The organism is Paenibacillus sp. J31R122 (genome assembly GCF_056269185.1).
In genome coordinates this window covers 299317-318429 of sequence record NZ_JBWDNM010000001.1, presented here as the reverse complement: position 1 = coordinate 318429, position 19113 = coordinate 299317, and the positions used below count along the sequence as shown (strand labels likewise).

Genomic DNA, 19113 nt, shown 5'->3' with positions numbered 1-19113 from the left:
TTCATGATCGTCTTAGTTACCTATTTGGCCCTAGCCCATGCTGCTGGTCAACTACCGTTCCGTCATCTAAGCGAAGCCAAGTGTCGAAGCCGCGCTTGCCCTCGCGCAGCCGAATCATCCGTGCCCCGCGCTGGTATCCAGCTATAGAGGAACTGTTAAAGCCGCTAACCCGTCCGTAGCATAGCCGAATCCCTGCCAGCTCTCCGCAATAATCATTGGAATGATCATGACCGACGAAGGTGCCCATCACATCACCCCGCTCCGCCATTGCCGCAAATAATCCCGTATTGAACGGCGGACAGCGCACCTCGGTTAACCGATTGCCACAGCACGGACGAGTATTCCACACTTCCTCGTACTCCGGTAATGGGATATGGAAGAAGGCGAGCGCAGGTATCACACCGCCATTCTTCTCTTCAAACGCCGCAGATTGCTGAATATACCATGCCTTCTTATCCGGATCGATCCATTCTTTCCGTTTCTCTTCTCCTATCCCCTCTGGGGCGTTGCAATCACTATCGAACAAATATAGTACCGTCTCGACGCTGGAAGAGCGTGAACCGGAAATAGTCAACGTGTAGTTACCCGTTCCGCTTACATCCTCCGGACCGGCCACCGATAAGCAAAGCGGCCTTGCAGTCTCCATAGCCATCAGCTCTTGACGGGTAATGTTGCCGCGTGAATCGTGATTGCCGAATACGAACGCATAAGGGACACCTGCCTGCTCTGCAAGCGACATTACTTGACGGAATTGGAGCTCCGGATCGGGCCCCCGGCGAATTTGGTCTCCGGTAAAAACGACCAAATCCGGTGCTTCCCTCTGCAAAACATCCTTAATTAAGGCAAACGAAAGCAAGTCTTCCGGCGTGCCTCCGCCGTTGTGTACGTCGGCGAATTGCACAATCGTAAACATGCCGTCGTCACGATATTTCAAATTCATACACTATGCTCCGCTTCTTCGATTAATTTCCAATATCTCGCGAGCCAATATGGATGCAAATATACGGTGCCGTCCTCAAGCAAGTATCCATTCCCGCTGTCGCATATGTATGGCGTCTTATCCCAGCGATGAACCGGTCTCTCCTCGTACTTCAGCGGCTCCGACAACAGAAGGTAGCCTTGCTTCACCAGCTCCTCATTCATTTTCACGTCCGCTCGATGGCTATTGACAACCTTCCAGTGTATGAAATCAAGCGGCATTGCGGCCAGCGTTTGTACGGCTTGCTCTATATCACAAGCTCTTCCTGTCAATGCTCCGTATACCGAATTCCAGAATGGACTATGCTCCCGACGCTCGAACTGCCAATGATGCTCCAGGCTCATTAAATATAGAGCGCGCAAATCAGGATCCGTTTCATACATTAACAGCGGTACATAGACATGGAAACCGAGATTGTCATCAATGCTCGATGCTTCACCGAGATACGTCCGTTTCTGTTCCAAAGTATTCATAGCATAGTGGTGACGAGTGATGAAGTCTCGGTAAATGCGTTCATACTTCTCATCGCCAGTAATATGAACTGCCGTTTTCAGAAAAGACAGTAGCTGCAAGGAATTGATCCCCCGCTGATCAAGCCATTTCGCATCTCCGTTCAATTTGTCTGGTGTCCAGATCGCCCATGTCGTCGGAGAACCGTCGATGTCGGTCAAGCAAAAATTATGCTCGATCACATGGTCCATAATCTCGCGAACTGCTGTGCGGACCAGCGGCTTATCCCCTTCGGACGCCACCAAATCATAATAAACGGCATAGGCATATAAATGTCCGGTCAGCTCGTCGCTCGATGTATCCCCCTTCCACTCCCATTCACCGTCCGAAGAAAGTCTCCACTCCGGATTAACTTTATGCAGGCCGAACTGAGCCTCCGCTTTGTGGCGAACCGAGCGTGCGAAAAAGCCAGGACGACCGGTAACCTCCAGCAGCTTCATCAACGCATGAATCGAACGATTTGCTTTGTCCCTTGCCCGCTCATCACCAGTAACTGCGTAGCGATAGCTTTGTGCCGCGGCGTAATCAGACGTCCACAGACCATCATTATCGGATATGCGGACGTTCCCGCTCTCGATATCGCCCTCAACCGTCAATGCGCGGCGAGTGACAAAATCGAATCGGGTTTCGTAACGCTCCACCATCCGGTCGAAATGATCGGCCTTCTCCTCTAGTGTCATCATTCGAATGGAAAGCTGGCTTATTCCTTCAGCCGTAGCGAACCAAGCAGTGCCGTTTGATTCAATCGCGATCGCCCGCACGTCATTGTTCGGCATATATCTCTTGGAGGCAAAATAAGTAGTTTGCCCGTCCTGAAGTCGAATCGCTCCGTGTGGAGTACCGAACCAGCGTGAGCCGTCCTCTCCAAACGTGATGGTCCGAATATCTTCGCATGCGATGCCTTTGGAGCCGTTCAATACATAAAATAAGTTCGCGTCATCATGAATGCATATCCCTTTGTCGGTGCCGATCCACAGATGACCCCAACGGTCTACTGCCATTCCGCGCAAGTCGTTGCTGACGATTCCTCCGTCCCCAGCACGTATACGGAACCAATGCGGCCTTTTGCCAAATAACGCGAGCAATCCCGAATCCGTTGATGCGTATACGTGCCCGCCGCCAAGTGAGACGATATGACGCACTTGCTCCGATTTTTTGAAATATGCGATTGTCCCCCACACACCATCTGCTAAGCAATAGAGCGCATCGTCCGACGCTGCCCACAGCTTGCCGTCCAAATCATCTGCCAGAGCCACAATCTTCGCTTCCAGAGTCGCCTTCCTCCACTCACCGCGCTTCAGCCCGTACAGTCCGTCGCCTGCTGACACCCACAATGTCCCTTGTCGATCCGTATACAATGAACGAATCGGCATAGCGGGAGGATTATCCGCTCCTTTATCATCAACAGCCACCCAGCGGTCCCCGTCAAGACATGCCAAGCCCTGCTCCGTGCCTGCCCATACCGTGTCTGCCGCGAGAGCGATTCCCGTCACATTATCTGATGGCAATCCTTGCTGAACCGTATGAAACGTACGTTCATATTGCGGAAACTTCCCTAGCCGCAAAGTCATCTTTGCCTGCCTCACTCACATTCATCCCCTCGTTTAGAAAATACCGGACAGAAAGTAGTACTCTCTGCCCGGCTTTGACATTTGAATGCGTTATTTCCCAATCTCAGCTAAAATTTCGCTCTTCCGATTTGCCAGCTCCCGTTCAATTCTTTCGGAGATCTGTGTCAACGCTGCACGTGAATCCTGATTGGTGGATAACATTTCTTCAATCACTTCTGAGAAGATGTCGTCAGCTTCTTCGTACAACGGAGTACGCGGCGACATCACTGTTTTTTGTACATATTCAATACCAAATTCCACGCCATTTTGATTGTCGAGCCCTGGAATTTTCATCTCCGCAATGGATGGCAGCTCCCAAGATGGTTTAAACGCGGGAAGGTCTATATTTTTATAAAAGAGCTCTGCTGCTTCTGGGGAAGTTGCTGCAAATTTAATATATTCATAAGCTAGTTCCTTATTTTTACTTTGCGATGGAATGGAGTAGATATCCATGCCCCAGCCTTTTGGATAGCCAAACGGAATTTCCGCCAGCTTCCACTTACCATATTGTCCCGCTCTGCTGCCATCCTGCTGATACACGCTATCGAACGAACCCAATGTATTAAAGTAAGTGATCATTGTTCCATTGTTCATCGCTGCTTTGATCTCATCGCTGGATGCATCTAAAACAAGATCCAGTTGAGCGGCTCTCTTCAAATAATCCAAGCTTTTCACATAGGCATCTCCGGTGCGGATATAGTTCAATTCATTATCAAAAAAGTTGGTATCCGGCAGAGAAAGGTTGACCACTTCGTCGTAGGATCTAAATAAATACAGGCCTTGGTTTTTTAGCTGGATAGCAGCTTCAAAAAACTTTTCAGGGTCGGCAAACAGCGCAGCTACCTCTTTAGGATCGCTTGGCAATCCATTTTGCTCGAAAATATCGTAGCGGTAGGCCATTGCGTACGGCACATAGGTGATTGGCAAGCCAATCATTGATTTTCCATCCATGGAAATGGCTTGATTCCATGCAACCTCGAGGAAATCGCCTTGCATATCGCCAGCATTATAAGGTGCGTCCAGCAAATTCTCCAATCCGTCTACCGCTCTGAACTTCCAATAATGTGCTTGCGAGAGCGAGAGCACATCTGGCGCTCCTGTCCCCGCAGCCATCGCAACGAGTGCTGCATCCTCGTGATCATCCGGCTCATTAGCGGTTACTGTAACATTAGGATATTTTTCCATAAACGCTTTGCTTATATCTGAATTGCCGCCCCACACATCAATCGTTCCCGAAAGCTCTTTCGTCTCTGCCGACGGTTCCGGGTCAGTCTTCGTCCCTGAATTTGTAGCTGCATTTGTAGCTGGATTCGAATTTCCTTTGTTTGCATTTTTGCTTGGGTTGTTATTTCCATTGCTGCACGCGACCAACATACTGAATACGAGCATGATCATCAAAGAAATTTTCACATGTTTACTCAATTCCCTCGCCCACCTTCTATTGTTTTTGGCAATACATGAATTGAATCACTGTTATAAATCATTCTTTTGTTGAACTTTCTCCTTTACTATCGCTTTGCGACGCCCGGCATTCCCCCTAATCGAAATTTACTCCCCTGCAATGCCTGACCGCTCTACACCTTCAACAAAATGCTTCTGCGTATATAAATACAAGAGCAAAATGGGCAGAATGGTCAGGAGCGCAGCGGCCATCCTTTTCTCAAAATTGGTAGGGAGCTGACCGATGTTTTCTTTCGTATCTTCCAACTTTTCATCCTGGGCACCAATATTTTCAGCTTGAAAAGTAGAGAGAGATTGATTCAGCGTATGCATACTTGCATTGTTCACATATAAATTAGGGAAATAGGAATCGTTCCAATGCCATACGATTGAGAACAATAAAACAACCAGCACAGCAGGCTTCGCCATAGGCAGCATAATGGATATAAATGTACGAAACGCTCCGGCTCCGTCGATTCTAGCTGCCTCTTCCATCTGATGAGGCAAACCACGGAAAAACTGCATGAATACAAGTACAAACAAAGCACCACGCAGCCCGTGACCGAACAAGTTTGGAACAAGAATCGGATAATACGTATTCAACCAACCGAGTTTAGCTCCAAAAAACAAGTACAAGGGTACGACAATCGTCTGCGGCGGAACAAGGAATGTAAGCAGCAGCAAAACCATCAATAACGAATAGCCTGGGAAACGATATCGCGCAAAGCCATATCCGGCGATGGAGCAGCCAATTAATTGGAATAGTGCACCACCAACAGAAACGAATACGCTGTTGGAGAATGTTTGTAAGTAATTCATCCTCTCAAAAGCAAAAGTGAAATTTTTCATGCTGAAATTTTTTGGAATCCATTGCACGGTGCCATCCAGGATGTCCTCTGGTGACATAAGAGATTGACTGATCAAGAACATGACTGGATACACAAAAACGAATGAAAGACTTAAGACGATAATGTAATGCAGAAGCGGACTTATTATTTTGCTTAAACGAAGTAAAACTGTTTTTACCTTCTGTTTGATAGTAGGCAATGTAAGCTCTGTGTCCTGCGATCTGGGGGACAACAGTTTGGTCACGGTCACTCCCTTCATACTGTTTTACCTCCCCTCTTGCGACAAAGCGCTCGTATTGCGGTACATGAAGAACACGATGGCGATTACGAACAAAATCATAGTCGAATAGATCCAGCCTAATGCAGCCGCGTAGCCAAAGCTTAATTTAATGAAGATCTGATCATATATAAATCCCATCATGCTGTTGGATGCGTTAGTAAAGGAATCTACAATAACAAACAATGTACTTACGAGCAGCATAGGCATCAGCATGGGAAAAGTAATCTTCCAGAAGCTCTCCCAGGCGGTAGCTCCATCACACTTCGCTGCTTCGTATAGAGAAGGTGATACCGTCTGCAGCCCAGCAAGCAGAATAAGAATCGGGACACCGGCTCCCCACATGACAAGTGATAACGTATCCATCATTGCGAGCAGCGGATTCAATAATTGAATGGGGATAAAATCCGCTAACGTTTCTTTCAAACCTGCTTGCCGAAAGATCGGCAGCGTCGCAGCCCCTTGCTTCAGTAAAGTGGTCAGAGCTTCTCCAGAAGCAACAATTACCGGGAGGAAGAATATTCCACGGAACACCGTTTTGCCTTTCGCGGGACGGTTCAAGAGCAGCGCGCAGAACATGGCAAAGATCAAAATAAGCGGTGTCTGAACTGCCATTGAGACCAGAGTTCCGCGCAAGATCGGTACCATCTCCAGATCAACCGTGAAAGCACTGCGGTAATGCTTCCATCCTGCAGGTGTTGCCGCCAATTGCCCTGACGACAATTTCAAATCCTGAAACGAATAGATAATGGATTCGACGAGCGGATACGCCATAAAAAGCGCGAATCCAATGACCCAAGGCAATACGAATGCATAGCCTTCCAGCGTTCTCTTTCGGCTTAGCGACATACCTAAACGGTTCTTCATCGTCGTTACTCTCCTTTCCCTGACCAAGCAAAGCTGCCAGCTTCTATCCTTGTACTCTCAACCGTCTGTGCTTCTGTACCATAGTTCACAATAATACTGACATCATTCTCAAATGTTGTCCGATACAAGCCTTTTTCTAGCTGTTCATGATTTATGATTGCCTTACCCGCTACTTGGTTCAATACAACTTCTGCTTGGCTATACAGTTCTGCTGCTGGCTGAAGCCAATCATGAACATCGGAGCTGAGCAGCCCATCAAGCGGGGTTCGCTGCAGATTAGAAGAATGCTTATAGGTCAGTTGGTAGTACGGGAGTGCCCCATATTCCAGCATTCGAAGCATCTCATTTTGCGGATTTACTCCAAGATTGCCCGCTTCTCCGTAATAAGGAACGAGTCCTCGCAGTGCGATCTGATAGAATGGTATTGTAGAGCCTTCATATATAAAATGACTGGAATCCATTGGTGCATTGACGATTCGATCCACATACCCGAATGTGTAGGCTAGCCCATAGTCAACACTGACCTGCCCCACTTTTGTGCGTACTGCCTCCATAGCCTCGCGCCAACTCGCAATTGTATCTTCGCGATATATTGGCGAGGATGTTCTCAAATCGGAGTAAAGCTCCTCTCCCATATAACTGAGATGCAGTCCATCCACCTTTAATTTCTTGAATTGATTCAACTCAGCCTTCAAATATTTGTTCACAGCTTTATCAGGATTCAATAGATGGAATGATGTCCCTTCTTTCACTTGCATGGTTGCAGGATCCTGTTCGTAGTATTTGACGGGCTGACGCGTCATGCCATGAATCGCCTCTTTCGAAGCATTATAGGAGCCGCTAGGTACGAAAGGCTTCACATAATTCGCATCCAGATAAAGCTGAACATGTTTGGATTGCGCATACTCGATCAGTTTCTTAAGCTCCGTTGTTCCCCCTAGACCTTTCGCCACCGGGAAATGGACAGGCTGCTTGCCAAATACCCCTCCATCAGACCAGCCCTCAATGACGAGCTCCAACTGCTGAACTCCCGCTGCGGAGAAACGATCGATAATTTCCCGAGCCTGCTTGAACGTGGTCATGGCCAAATAACTGCTGCCAATAATTTCATCTCTTATCACGCCGCCCACTAGCTGAATACGGAGCGGACTTTCCTTCTGAACCACTTCCGTAACACCCTGCTCATTCATCAAATAATTGCGATAAACGCCTGCCATACCCACATATTTACTTTCTTCTCCTTCTAGAAGCACATAACGAACTGTTCGATCACCGATTAGCCTTGCCCCTTGCAAGACTGGAATAATTCCCGAGTCACCAATGAAGATCATGTCGCTGCTCCGATATTTGAACTCAACGGAAGCCCTGTATAATGGAACATTCTGAAATCCTGACGGAGACGCGATAATATTCGCATCATGGTCGCCGGCCGTGATAATAGCCAGGAAGCCTTGATTTTCACGATGGATGCCTACGATCGGAAGAGCGACCTTCTCTTTTGCGTAGGGATATATATCCTCAAACTCTTCTTGCATAACCGTCGACTTTATATTTGATGCGAATGCCGGGTCTACACCATAAACGGATTGATAATATCGGTCGAAAAATTGCAAATGATTTTTTTGAAATTCAATCAATGCACCAGATCCATCCGGAATTACGATATACCCTTCTTCATCAGAGCTGCCTGCGTTGAAGTAAGGCATAGGTTCGATACTAACTAGCTTGCATTTGGCCCATTCCGCAATGGATGATTCAGGAATATTAACCTCTAATCCTTCAGTAGATAGTCGATACTCCAAAGCAAAGTTAATACCTAATGATTTCAATTCGTAAGAAACCTTTAGACCGTCATCAATTAGAGAAGGCGTAATCGTTCCTACTTCCTTAATCAAATCGGATAGTACCGCCTCCGACCCTGACGAATAGCGAATCTGCACCTGCTTCTGGACCAAAGCTTGCTGTGCAGGCGCAGCTCCCTCCGGCAGCTTCGGAAAGCTCGACCACTGCTCACCAGTATTCCTATTTTCAATCGTTATGGCGCTCGTCTTCTCATCGTAAACCAAGCTGAACTTTTCATTACTGGCCACCTGGCGAATTGCTGCAGCTGATGCTCCATCAAGTCCGGTTAATTGAAGAGATCCAGTGTCGTTATTTTCTACGCATACATTACGGAATGTTTCTGTATTTCCCGCTGCTTTCTGCAATCGATTTTCTTCATCCCTTGCCTTATAATAAATGTCGTAACCGACAGCCATAGCCAGCAAAGAGCCGAGCAACAAGACATGTATGCCAATCTTGATGAACCTTCTTAGCATGCTCTTCACTCCTTTCTAGAATCTGAAGCTCAGCTCTTGAGTGATGTTCAGTACAAATTGATAAGCTTGATACATGAGTCCGTAGATCAGAATGACGATAAACCACATAATTAACATACTAACTATCGATAGAATAAGGATGATTATTAATTTATAAAGCGTAAAGTCATGCAAAATTTTAACCTTCATAATAAATAGAAATGCGACCCACACAGACATGAAGCCTGTGAGAAATAAGTAGACCGACATTTCCTGCAAGGACAGAAACCTGCTGAGGAAAGCGATAGGAACCGATAAGATTACGAAAGGCATTAGCGCGTAGGCACTGCCAACCAACACCTCTTTAAACTTTCCTTCCCCATCCTGAAGCGTACTGATCGCCCAATTCGCCACAGACCAAGTCAACCAAAGGATGATAATCGATAGCCCCTCAGTTAGAAACGAGATCTCATAAGCTTCCCGTCGCTGAAACAAAAAGCTCGAAATCGACAAGCTCAGCATTCGGCATATAATGACCGCGGCTATAATAATGAATGCATCTCGTTTTCTGGCTCGTCCCGGCTCCTGCAAATTATGAAAAAAATCAATCGGATGAATCAATACTTGACCCACATTATGGAAGAAGTCCATAACCGGCCTTCGCTTAACCTCTGTTTCTTCCAAGCTAGCCTTATAGTAATTTTGTTGAAGCTTTCTCTTCCTCAGGCGGAGTCGATCGAGCAAAATTTTCAAAAGAATAGCTAACAAGATAACACCGAGAACAAACCATACAAAATGCTCGCGTATAAAGCCTTTTCTCAGCTCCAGAAAGGACATGGAGTACTCGTTGTATGCTCTCGCAGTATGCAAATATTTTGTGGCTTCCTTATATTTCTCCTGCTTATGCAAGGACTTGCCAATGGCTGTATAGGCAAGCATATAGTTGCTATTCAAACTGAGCACTTCCATCCACGGCTCCTGAGCTTCCTCATAACGTCCTTCCGAGTAAAGGACGGAGGCTTTATGTACCAGACTGCCGAAGTACGTTTCACGATAGCGGTCGATCCGGTTCCTCGTTTGATCAGCTATGAGAATGGTACCGTCAGAAGCGATGTCGATGCTGGATGGCGTGATCATCAATCCCTGCTGGTTTCCAAGCCCCCCGAACACAAACAGTAAATTACCTAGTTGATCATATTGAAACGCTTTGCCTGTCATCTGATCAAGTGCTGTTATAAATCCTCGATCATCAACCGCCACTCCGACGAAGACGGGAGTCCGCATAACCGTCTCTGAGGTTACACGCCATTCATCATCCGTAGAAAGCTTGGTAGTCGTTTGGAAGCGGAGATCTCCGTATATGCCTTGTGCACCTTCTTGGGCGTTTAATACATCGACACCAACCGCGCTCAATCGTTTCACCTGCTGCCTATCGATACCGACTGTTGTCGTGTAGACGAATCCTTGATTGTCCCTGAACAGATCGGAGAAAGCAGGAGGACGTGTCAGGGCCATCTGCTTTCGTTGTTCCTCCGATGCAATCAGCTTTGTAATAATGCGAGTGAAGCTGAATGGAACGTGATTGGCGCCAAAATAACCCATAAATTTTCCTTCTGTATTGAGCTGGAGCAGTCCTTGGGTCAAGCCTTCTACGACAATAAACATTTGTCCGAATTTATCTAGAGATATCTTTGCAGGTAGAAATTGAAACTTAGCGTCCATTAGTTTGCTATCAGGAGACTTATAGTCACGAACAAGCTTCCCATCAGCTGCAAATACAGTGACTCTTTCGTTATTCGTATCAGCGACGTATACGGTTCCATCCTCTGCGGCATACACACCTCTTGGACCGTTCAGCTTACCTGCTCCATCCTTGTCTCCGTAAATTCGAAGCAGCTTGAGATCAGGACTTAAATGAACGATACGATGATTGTCTGTGTCCGCAATATAGATGGAATCGTCAGCCGCTACGAACAGATCCTGTGGATTTTTGAAGGTGCCATACTCTTCCATTGAACCGTCGATTGAATCTACATATTCGTACCCGTTAATAGACGGAACCGTATTTTGTTTTTGATTATAAACATATCCCTCATAGGGGGTCGACGCATATGCAGCCATTGGTGCCGACCCTTGCAGCACGAGGAGCAGAGCAAGCACAACCGCAATGTATCGGGTATATTTCATCGCAATGCCTCCCAGAAGTTTGCGTAGCAAAACTCATTTCGTAAGCATGATCTCATGCTTTAATTCCTGAATGTGCCATCGTCTCCATGACTTTGCGTTGCGTCACGATAAACATAATAAGAGTAGGAATGATCATCAAGAAGCTGGCAGCAGCCACCGCGCCAACCCTTGCTACTTGCCCTGCTCCACCGCTAATCGTGTTAATTACATAGGGCAAGTTCTTCAACTGATCGGTCGTTGTATATAACATCGCCGCACCGGAGTCATTCCAGGCGCTGATAAAGGTAAGCAGCGTCATCGTCGCAATAGCCGGCTTCAACATCGGCAGAACGATCCAGAGAAATGTTCTTCCTTCCCCCGCCCCGTCGATTCTCGCGGCTTCAAGCAAAGCATCCGGCACCACATCAAGAAATTGCTTCATTAAGAACAATCCAAGCGGAGCGGCGAGCGGTGGTAGTATAAGGGCAAAATAAGTATCCATTAAACCGCTTCTTGACATGACGATATATTGGGGTATCTGAGTTATTTGTGGCGCAAACATCAGCGCCACAATGACTAATCGGAACAACGGTTCCCGAAATGGCATCGTCTTATGCTTGCTAAGCGGGTACGCTGCCAACGCGCTGATGAACACCCCAGCTGTCACTATGATCAAAGCGACAATCACACTATTAAATACATACCTGGAGAAAGGAACGATCGACGATTCCGCCGCTGCGAACAGATCTATAAAATTTTGCATGGTAGGATTCATTACAAAAAATCTCGGAGGGAACAAGAATAGTTCAGGCAAAGGCTTGAATGCCGTTGAAGCCAGGTACACCAGCGGCATAAGCATCAGCAAAGCGAAAGCGGACATTAGTGAATAAATGAAAATTCCGCTCCAATCCGTACGTCTTCTGGAAACAGTAGAACTGCGGCTAGACATACGAATCACTCCTTTTCCCCGAGAATATTGAATATAAATCGATTTAGTCCGAGCATCATGAGGAATAATACGACAGCGATGGCAGAGGCATACCCTAAGTCAAATCGAATGAAAGCAAAGTCTTTCAGATGGTTCATTATCATATGGCCAGCGTATAAGGTGCTGGGAAATCCCGCTAGCTGTTCAGTAATCTCAGCGACCTGCAACGAATTCACAATGGTTAATACAGCTCCGAACAATAACATAGGCTTGATTGATGGCAGTGTAATATACCACAGCTCTTGCCATCGATAGCGAACACCATCGATTTCCCCCGCTTCATATAAATCCTTGGGGACATTCGCAAGTCCGGCGAGAAAGGCAAGAAAACCTGTTCCCATACTCATCCACAGCGATACGATAATAATAACCGGCAGAATAGTGTCCACATTTTGAAGCCAGATAAAAGGCTCATTCAATATTCCAAAATTCATCAGCCAATAGTTGATCATCCCGTATCGATCACCCGAAAATAAATACAACCATACGACGGACATCGCAACCGAGCTCGTAATCGCCGGTGTGTAAAAACAGAGAGTATATAGGAAGCGATATTTTTGGGGGATTTGACTAATTAACCATGCAAGAATGAAAGACATGAAATATCCTATCGGTCCGGTCACAATTGCAAAAAGTAGAGTATTGCCTAATGCCTTCAAGAAAATATCATCTTCAAGGAACAAATTCCTATAGTTTGTCAGTCCGATCCAACGGGGAGATTCAAGGATGTTGTAGTACGTCATGCTAAAGTAGAGAGCAGCGGCTACAGGAATAATCGTAAAAATTAAAAAAAGGATGAAAAACGGTGACAGAAACAAAAAGGAGGTACGATGGCTGAAGATCCGCTTCCATATGCTTGGCTGTTTGGTACGAACGGCAATTTCACTCAATTGTACTACCTCCCCTTGTTACCCATATTCACTTCAGCAGGTGAATCGAGCCCGAATTCTTCACGTTTCTTAACAATCTCACGATTAATCTCCTTAACACCGTCCTCTAATGCTTCACGAACATTTTTACCCTTCAGCACAACCTCGCTCCATATGTTGTTAATATACCTAACTGTATAGTAATCTCCAGGAACAATTTCACGCTCTTCGAACCAGTCCCATTGCTCTAATATGGCGTCGATGTCTTCCTTCGGCCAAGGAAGATTCGTTAGCGCTTCTACATTCGCCGTATTCCAGCGTGCCTCGACTCCCATGATGGCTTCCAGCTCCGTTCCAAATCTTTGCTGAACCGGCGCACTAGTCCACCATTTCAGAAACTGCCAAGCTTCTTCTGAATGATCGGTGCTATCGAAAATAATTCCCGTTTGCGAAGCTCCGCCTACCGATCGGTCAATACTGCCATCACTAGTCCGCAAGCCCGGGATCGGGACCATCTTCCAGCGTCCTGTAAGCTCGGGGGCGGTAGTCATTAATTGTACATAGGTGGAATAATCAGCAATGCCTATCGGAATTTCACCGGTACGGAACCGGTTGTAGAAATTAGCTTCCCGGCTTATATTGAAGTTCGTGTACAGACTGGTCCATAAAGAAACAGCCCCCAACGCTTCCGGTGTATCAAGAGCAGATGCCGTGCCTTCATTACGATAAAACTCTCCTCCCATTTGGAATAGGAAGGGGGCGAACTCATTCGCAGCAGACGCTTGCGAATGTGGGTAGTAGAAATCCATCCCTTGACGCTTCAATGTAGGAATAATCTCCATAACATCATCCCAAGTTTCTGGAATCTCGGTCATACCCAGCTCTTTCATAATATCCGTTCGGTAGAACATCATAGAGAAGTTCTGGTTTTCTGGCAGAGCATAATTCCCTGACTGATATCTGTAAGGAATTAATGCTCCCGGTCGGAAACGAGCGGCTACTTCTTCATAATCCAGATATTCATTTAAATTTTTCAATCCGTTACGCAAGGCAAACTCTACAGGAATTCCAGCTTCGACACCAAGAGCGACATCTGGCTCCTTGCCGGATGTTGTAGCCAGCATCAACAAATTCATCGCCTGCGAGGGTATAATATTAATCTCGACCGGAATGCCAGTTTGTGCTGTAAAGTCTTCATCAGCCAGCTGTTTTATAATTTGTACCCAGTCCCGTCCGCGGGCGACCCAAACCTGTAGCGCTCCATCTTTATTCACGGAGGTTGAGCCGATTTTTGTATAATCCTTAACAAAGGAAGTAAAAAAGTCCTTGGTTTCAATATTCAGCTTTGTCAGCATCCCTGCTGTTGCAGATGGCCAAGGGAGATCGGGAGACTTGATAACAATATAATCAAGCTGCAAACGCTGTTTGCTCATGGATGTAATCCAGCTGCCGACTGCCGACTGTATATCCGAAAGGCTGCCAATACGGCTCGGAATGGTCGCTGGCTTGGCTGCCAAGTTTACTAGTTGATCCCGGGCAGTTGCAAGCGGAGCAAGCTCAGGACTATTCTCCTCTGTTCCCATCTCCTTCATTAAATCGATAGCCTTTTGCAAGTCGATAGCCATCAAGTGAAGGCGCGGAATTAAGTTTGTAATATTGCGTTCAAGCTCCCACTCTCGGTTTTTATCAGGATTCGTGCCAGTTAGCATAATGATTTCTCTGCTTAAATACGATACCTTTTGAGAGACCTGCTGCAGCACTTCGAATACTTGGCCTAGTTGACCAACCTGTACCTCCATCCGGATTTTATGCTCTCCCTCTTCCAAGTAAAAAAGATAATCCGTATTTCCCCTCCCAAGTCCGCCAGCTTGCCACTGATTAGCGTACGGGAAATTAACTGCGTTCATTTCCTTAAATGGAATAATGCCGTCTATATATACGGTGCGCTGCACGGGAGTTTGGTTAAGCCATTGTGAAAGAAATCTGCTGCCAATCTCGTACAATCCAGATTTTGGAACCTCAAATTCCCATTCTATCCACTGACCGCCATCGCGCCAAGAACTGCCGCCTATAGTATTCATTAGCATGGCATCTTGATCGAATGGTTCTGTTGCCGGCTCTCTATGGCTCGTTCTCCGCAATGTCGGATCTGACTTAAGAGCCGCGTTCTCCGCCTGCAACTTCAACTCAAAGCTGTCGGCCTCTGTGTGCCCGGCTTGCTTATAGGATTTCAGCACATCTTCATACGTAGGCAGCATAATCGGAGAAAAGATATGAAGCTCGCCAATCGCCGCTGGTTCGCGCAAATAATCAATTCGAATTTTATGAGTTCCTTTGGTTAAGTAATAACGGAATGGCTCTTCTACTCTGGCTTCGGGATCTCTGAACTCCTGATATTGCCAGCCCTTTACCTCTTCTTGCGCTGAATTAAATTCATTTCCCAAATTGTCAAACCAGGGCAGCTTCGATTCTTTCCACATTCTAGAGAAGGCAATGCGTTCGGATTGAAAGAACGGGTATTGTCCGTCAATCGAAACCTTTCGTTGAATCGAAGAACCTTTGCCATCTAACGAATAATAGGTCATTCCCATCTGATAAAACCCAGCTTCAGCTATGTCTACCTCGTATTCGACCCATCCGCCTTCATCCGCGATTACGACTACTTCCTTGCCCGAACCTTCAGGATCATCGGCAGTATGAGCCCCGATAGTGCTCAGAGAACTGTATTTTGCTCCATTGACAATCTCGCTGTACCCCGTCGTATCTTGTATCCCTTCGGCTTTCATGGCGCTAAGATAGCTTAAATATGACTGTCCCATCGTTGATACTAAATTGGCATCGGCTGCTATAGAGCGCTGAAAGTCCTCACTATATTCCGGTACACTAGCCATGGCGGCATCATTCGACGTGCTCCTAGATAAAAAGAATAAGGCGCTGAGCAGCAATAATCCTATAAGCAGAACCATGTACTTGCGAAGCAGCAGCAAAATATTTCCTCCTTACGACCCGTTTCTTTTTACTTAATCATTAAACTTTATTCTAGCAATACGGACTTATAACCGTATTTTTTATTATTATTTGCTATTTTCAGTCCTTGGTTACTTCCATTTCAGCAGCAGCTTTTCCGCTGCTTTTAACCAAACCTCTATTCCCTTAGCTGCCGAGGCGTTCATACTTTTTCCTTTGCGTACTTGGGTCAGCATTGGAACGCCTCGCAAGGAAACAAGATGCTTAGCTGTAACGGGGTAGCCCTTTCCCAATACACTGTCCAGAAATACAAGCAATTCATGAGCAGTATCGGCCCTGGCTGCATCATCACTCCTTACCTTTTCCCACAATTCCAGCACGACATCGACAGCTGCTGTTGTCGTCGTTGACATAACGCCAGAAGCTCCATTGCGCAACGCATCGGCCATAAATGGTGTATTGGCTTGAAAGACCAACCCCTCTGGGGCTCCTGTAATTTTGGCGAGTATGCCTTCGTTCGTACAAGTGGTATCTTTGATACCGACGATCCCATGCAGCTCTACCAATCGTTTATACACCTGTGAGTTAATATGTCTAGGAGCTGCAAGCGGACACTCATACAAAAAAACGGGCACTGGAGAAATGTCTGCCAGATTTCCGAAATATTCCTCTAGCTGATTCTGATCCTCTCCCATGTTTCCAGGTGGGATTAGAACAATTCCTGAAACACCAGTCTCGGCCATACCTAGCAATTCATCTCTATGTTCCTTTATAATAACGCTTACATTCCCAGTTGCCAATACTGGAATATTGCCGGCACGTCGCACTGCCCTGGAAGCCAGCTCACGTCGCTCGTCTTGTGTAAGCTGCTCCATCTCACTGCTGCCGCAAACGGCAAACAAGCCATGCGGATGATTCGATAACTGCCAATCCACATACTGTTCATAAATTTCCCAGTCAATTTCTTTATTTGTCATAAAGGGAGTAAGTAATAACGCATATACTCCACTGAACATTTCCTTCAACTGTGCTGCTGTATGCTGTGTCAATTGACCATCTCCTCAGTCATTCGTCATTGTTCCATTGCAATTAATTTAATAATAAAGTTAATCCGTCAAATAGTAAAGTTAAAGTCGTGTAAAATGTAAAAAAAAAGAAATAGGGAGAAATCAAGAGCAAAGCATATAATTTAATCGCAAAGTTAACTCAAACGGCTTACCCTTCGCTCTCAGCGACCTTAACAACTTTCCGTCCGTCATATACAATGTGAAATCATATAGGTGGAGTCATAAGTTTGTTTCATATCATCCACACACGAGACGGATGGAATACGGAGGAATTCAAATGAGTGAAAAGCGCGGTGTCAATTCGGAATCCCACGCACCCAGAATGGAACTGATCGGTAGGTTTTTAAAGTTTGTTAAGCCTTATCGCTATTATCTTGCTGCCATACTCAGCGTCGGTGTATTGCAGTTCGTCCTGCCCTTGGCTAGCCCCTGGCTGACAAAAATATTGATCGATGATATTCTTGTACCTTCTGATTCCAAATGGACACTGAAAAGTGTCCTGCTAGTTTTCGGCGGTATATACATGATGCACTTAGCCGCTTCCTTTCTAAGAAACCTGCTGGCTTCAATGATGTCAAGCCGGATGGTAGCCAGTATACGCAGACAGCTTTATGAGCATATTCAGAAAATGCCGCAGACTTTTTTCGACAATCAACAGGTGGGCGTGTTGCTAAGTCGTATAACCAACGATGTAAACGGAGCTCAAAATTTGGTAGGGAACAATGTGCTCAATGCTATTTTTGACTTGATCATGGTTGGGTTTGCCGCTTTCCTCCTTTTCTCCTTGAATTGGCAGTTGGCCCTCATGTCGCTTTGGATACTGCCGGTCTATTATTTGATTTTCACCAATCTCAATATTCGGATACGTTTAACGTCACGTGCAGTCAACCGACAGATGGAGCTGATATCCGGCTTGCTAGTTGAACGCATATCCGGTATGAAGATCGTACAGGCATTTAATGGCGAGCGAGCGGAACTGGAACGCTTTGACAAGCAGACTCAATCACATATTCGACACTCGCTTGCAGCCCAGCTGCTCGCCAATTCTCTTGGAAGAATCAGTGAGCTGATCAGTCACTCGGGTACGCTTATTTCCTGGGCTGTTGGAGGCGCATTCGTATTGAAAGGAGATATGACAATCGGATCTCTTATTGCCTTTCAAGCCTATCTTGGTCAGCTCTACGGTCCGATCCAGCGCTTCTCCGATATTAATGTGACCATTCAAAATTCTCTAACTCATATTGAACGTATTTTCGAATTGATGGATATCGAGCCAGGTATAAAGAGTGCAGACGACCCAGTGCCAATGAAAGAATGCAGCGGTGATATTCGTTTCAAAAATGTCTCATACACGTATGCTTCTGAGGTGCCTTTGCCGAAGGATGATAACAATTGGCAGGATCCCGATATTGTGCTGCGTCAAAAGCCAGCAAAGTCATTCTATTGGATCCCGCCAAAAACGAGGAGCTCCCCTCCTCCCACTAGAGTTGAGAAAAGAGTTGCCTTAAGGCAGATCAGCTTCCATGCAAAACCCGGTCAGGTCGTTGCCTTAGTCGGTCCTAGCGGCGCGGGAAAATCCACGCTGATCAATTTCATCGCTCGTTTCTACGATGCGAAGCACGGCGGTGTGTATGTGGACGATATAAATATAAAGGAATACGATATTCAGGATGTCCGCAAACATATTGCAATCGTTTTACAAGACAATATTTTGTTCTCCGGCACCGTATTCGAAAATATTGTATACGGCCGACCAGACGCAACCATAGAAGAAGTCGTAGATGCAGCAAGGGCTGCGAACTGCCATGAATTTATAGACAGTTGGGAGAATGGCTATCACACCTTGCTCGGAGATCGCGGTATGAGGCTTTCCGGCGGCCAGAAGCAGCGGCTTGCCATCGCGCGCGCTTTGCTCAAGGACCCTAAAATCCTCATTCTGGACGAAGCTACTTCTGCTCTAGATGCCGAATCGGAAGCACTCGTTACCGAAGCTCTGAATAGGCTGATGAAAAATCGAACGACCTTTATTATCGCCCACCGTCTTGCAACAGTTGTACGCGCCGATCTAATCCTCGTAATGGAGGATGGACAAATTAAAGAATGGGGGTCGCATGAGGTTCTCTTAGCCCGCAATGGGCTATACCATGATCTCTATGAGAGACAGCTTAAGGCGATGCGTCCAGAAGCCTTCAATTTATCTATATCGTGATCTTTCGCAATACCGAAAA

12 protein-coding genes are annotated in these 19113 nt (G+C 46.3%); 1 reads left to right on the top strand and 11 read right to left on the bottom strand.

Annotation, left to right across the window (positions count from 1 at the left end; genetic code table 11):
• Positions 1-16: 16 nt before the first annotated feature.
• From AC0YN7_RS01110 to AC0YN7_RS01060, 11 genes are all read right to left on the bottom strand, one after another.
• Entirely contained in the window at positions 17-940 is a 924-nt protein-coding gene (locus tag AC0YN7_RS01110; protein WP_475808100.1) for a metallophosphoesterase family protein, read from the bottom strand.
• Entirely contained in the window at positions 937-3075 is a 2139-nt protein-coding gene (locus AC0YN7_RS01105) for a ligand-binding sensor domain-containing protein (RefSeq protein WP_475808099.1), read from the bottom strand. The genes AC0YN7_RS01110 and AC0YN7_RS01105 overlap by 4 nt, the downstream gene beginning before the upstream one ends.
• A 75-nt stretch (positions 3076-3150) precedes the next feature.
• Entirely contained in the window at positions 3151-4521 is a 1371-nt protein-coding gene (locus tag AC0YN7_RS01100; RefSeq protein ID WP_475808098.1) for an ABC transporter substrate-binding protein, read from the bottom strand.
• Between the two features lie 126 nt (positions 4522-4647).
• A complete protein-coding gene (locus AC0YN7_RS01095; RefSeq protein ID WP_475808097.1) occupies positions 4648-5646 on the bottom strand; it encodes a carbohydrate ABC transporter permease in 999 nt (332 codons plus the stop codon).
• Between the two features lie 6 nt (positions 5647-5652).
• Complete coding sequence (locus AC0YN7_RS01090; protein ID WP_475808096.1) at positions 5653-6531, bottom strand: carbohydrate ABC transporter permease; 879 nt, start codon at positions 6529-6531, stop codon at positions 5653-5655.
• A 5-nt stretch (positions 6532-6536) separates the two neighbouring features.
• Positions 6537-8849 (bottom strand): DUF5696 domain-containing protein, encoded by a 2313-nt coding sequence (locus tag AC0YN7_RS01085; RefSeq protein WP_475808095.1) that lies wholly within the window; start codon positions 8847-8849, stop codon positions 6537-6539.
• 15 nt (positions 8850-8864) lie between these two features.
• Positions 8865-11015, bottom strand: a complete 2151-nt coding sequence (locus AC0YN7_RS01080; RefSeq protein WP_475808094.1) for a YIP1 family protein — start codon at positions 11013-11015, stop codon at positions 8865-8867.
• 52 nt (positions 11016-11067) lie between these two features.
• The gene (locus AC0YN7_RS01075; RefSeq protein ID WP_475808093.1) at positions 11068-11943 is read right to left on the bottom strand and encodes a carbohydrate ABC transporter permease; all 876 of its coding nucleotides are present in this window, start codon (positions 11941-11943) and stop codon (positions 11068-11070) included.
• 5 nt (positions 11944-11948) lie between these two features.
• Positions 11949-12872 (bottom strand): carbohydrate ABC transporter permease, encoded by a 924-nt coding sequence (locus AC0YN7_RS01070; protein ID WP_475808092.1) that lies wholly within the window; start codon positions 12870-12872, stop codon positions 11949-11951.
• A 5-nt stretch (positions 12873-12877) separates the two neighbouring features.
• A complete protein-coding gene (locus AC0YN7_RS01065; protein ID WP_475808091.1) occupies positions 12878-15838 on the bottom strand; it encodes an extracellular solute-binding protein in 2961 nt (986 codons plus the stop codon).
• Positions 15839-15949: 111 nt separating this feature from the next.
• A complete protein-coding gene (locus tag AC0YN7_RS01060) occupies positions 15950-16867 on the bottom strand; it encodes a dihydrodipicolinate synthase family protein (RefSeq protein ID WP_475808090.1) in 918 nt (305 codons plus the stop codon).
• 295 nt (positions 16868-17162) lie between these two features.
• Between AC0YN7_RS01060 and AC0YN7_RS01055 the strand changes: the two genes are divergently transcribed.
• Positions 17163-19094, top strand: a complete 1932-nt coding sequence (locus tag AC0YN7_RS01055; protein WP_475808089.1) for an ABC transporter ATP-binding protein — start codon at positions 17163-17165, stop codon at positions 19092-19094.
• Positions 19095-19113: the final 19 nt, after the last annotated feature.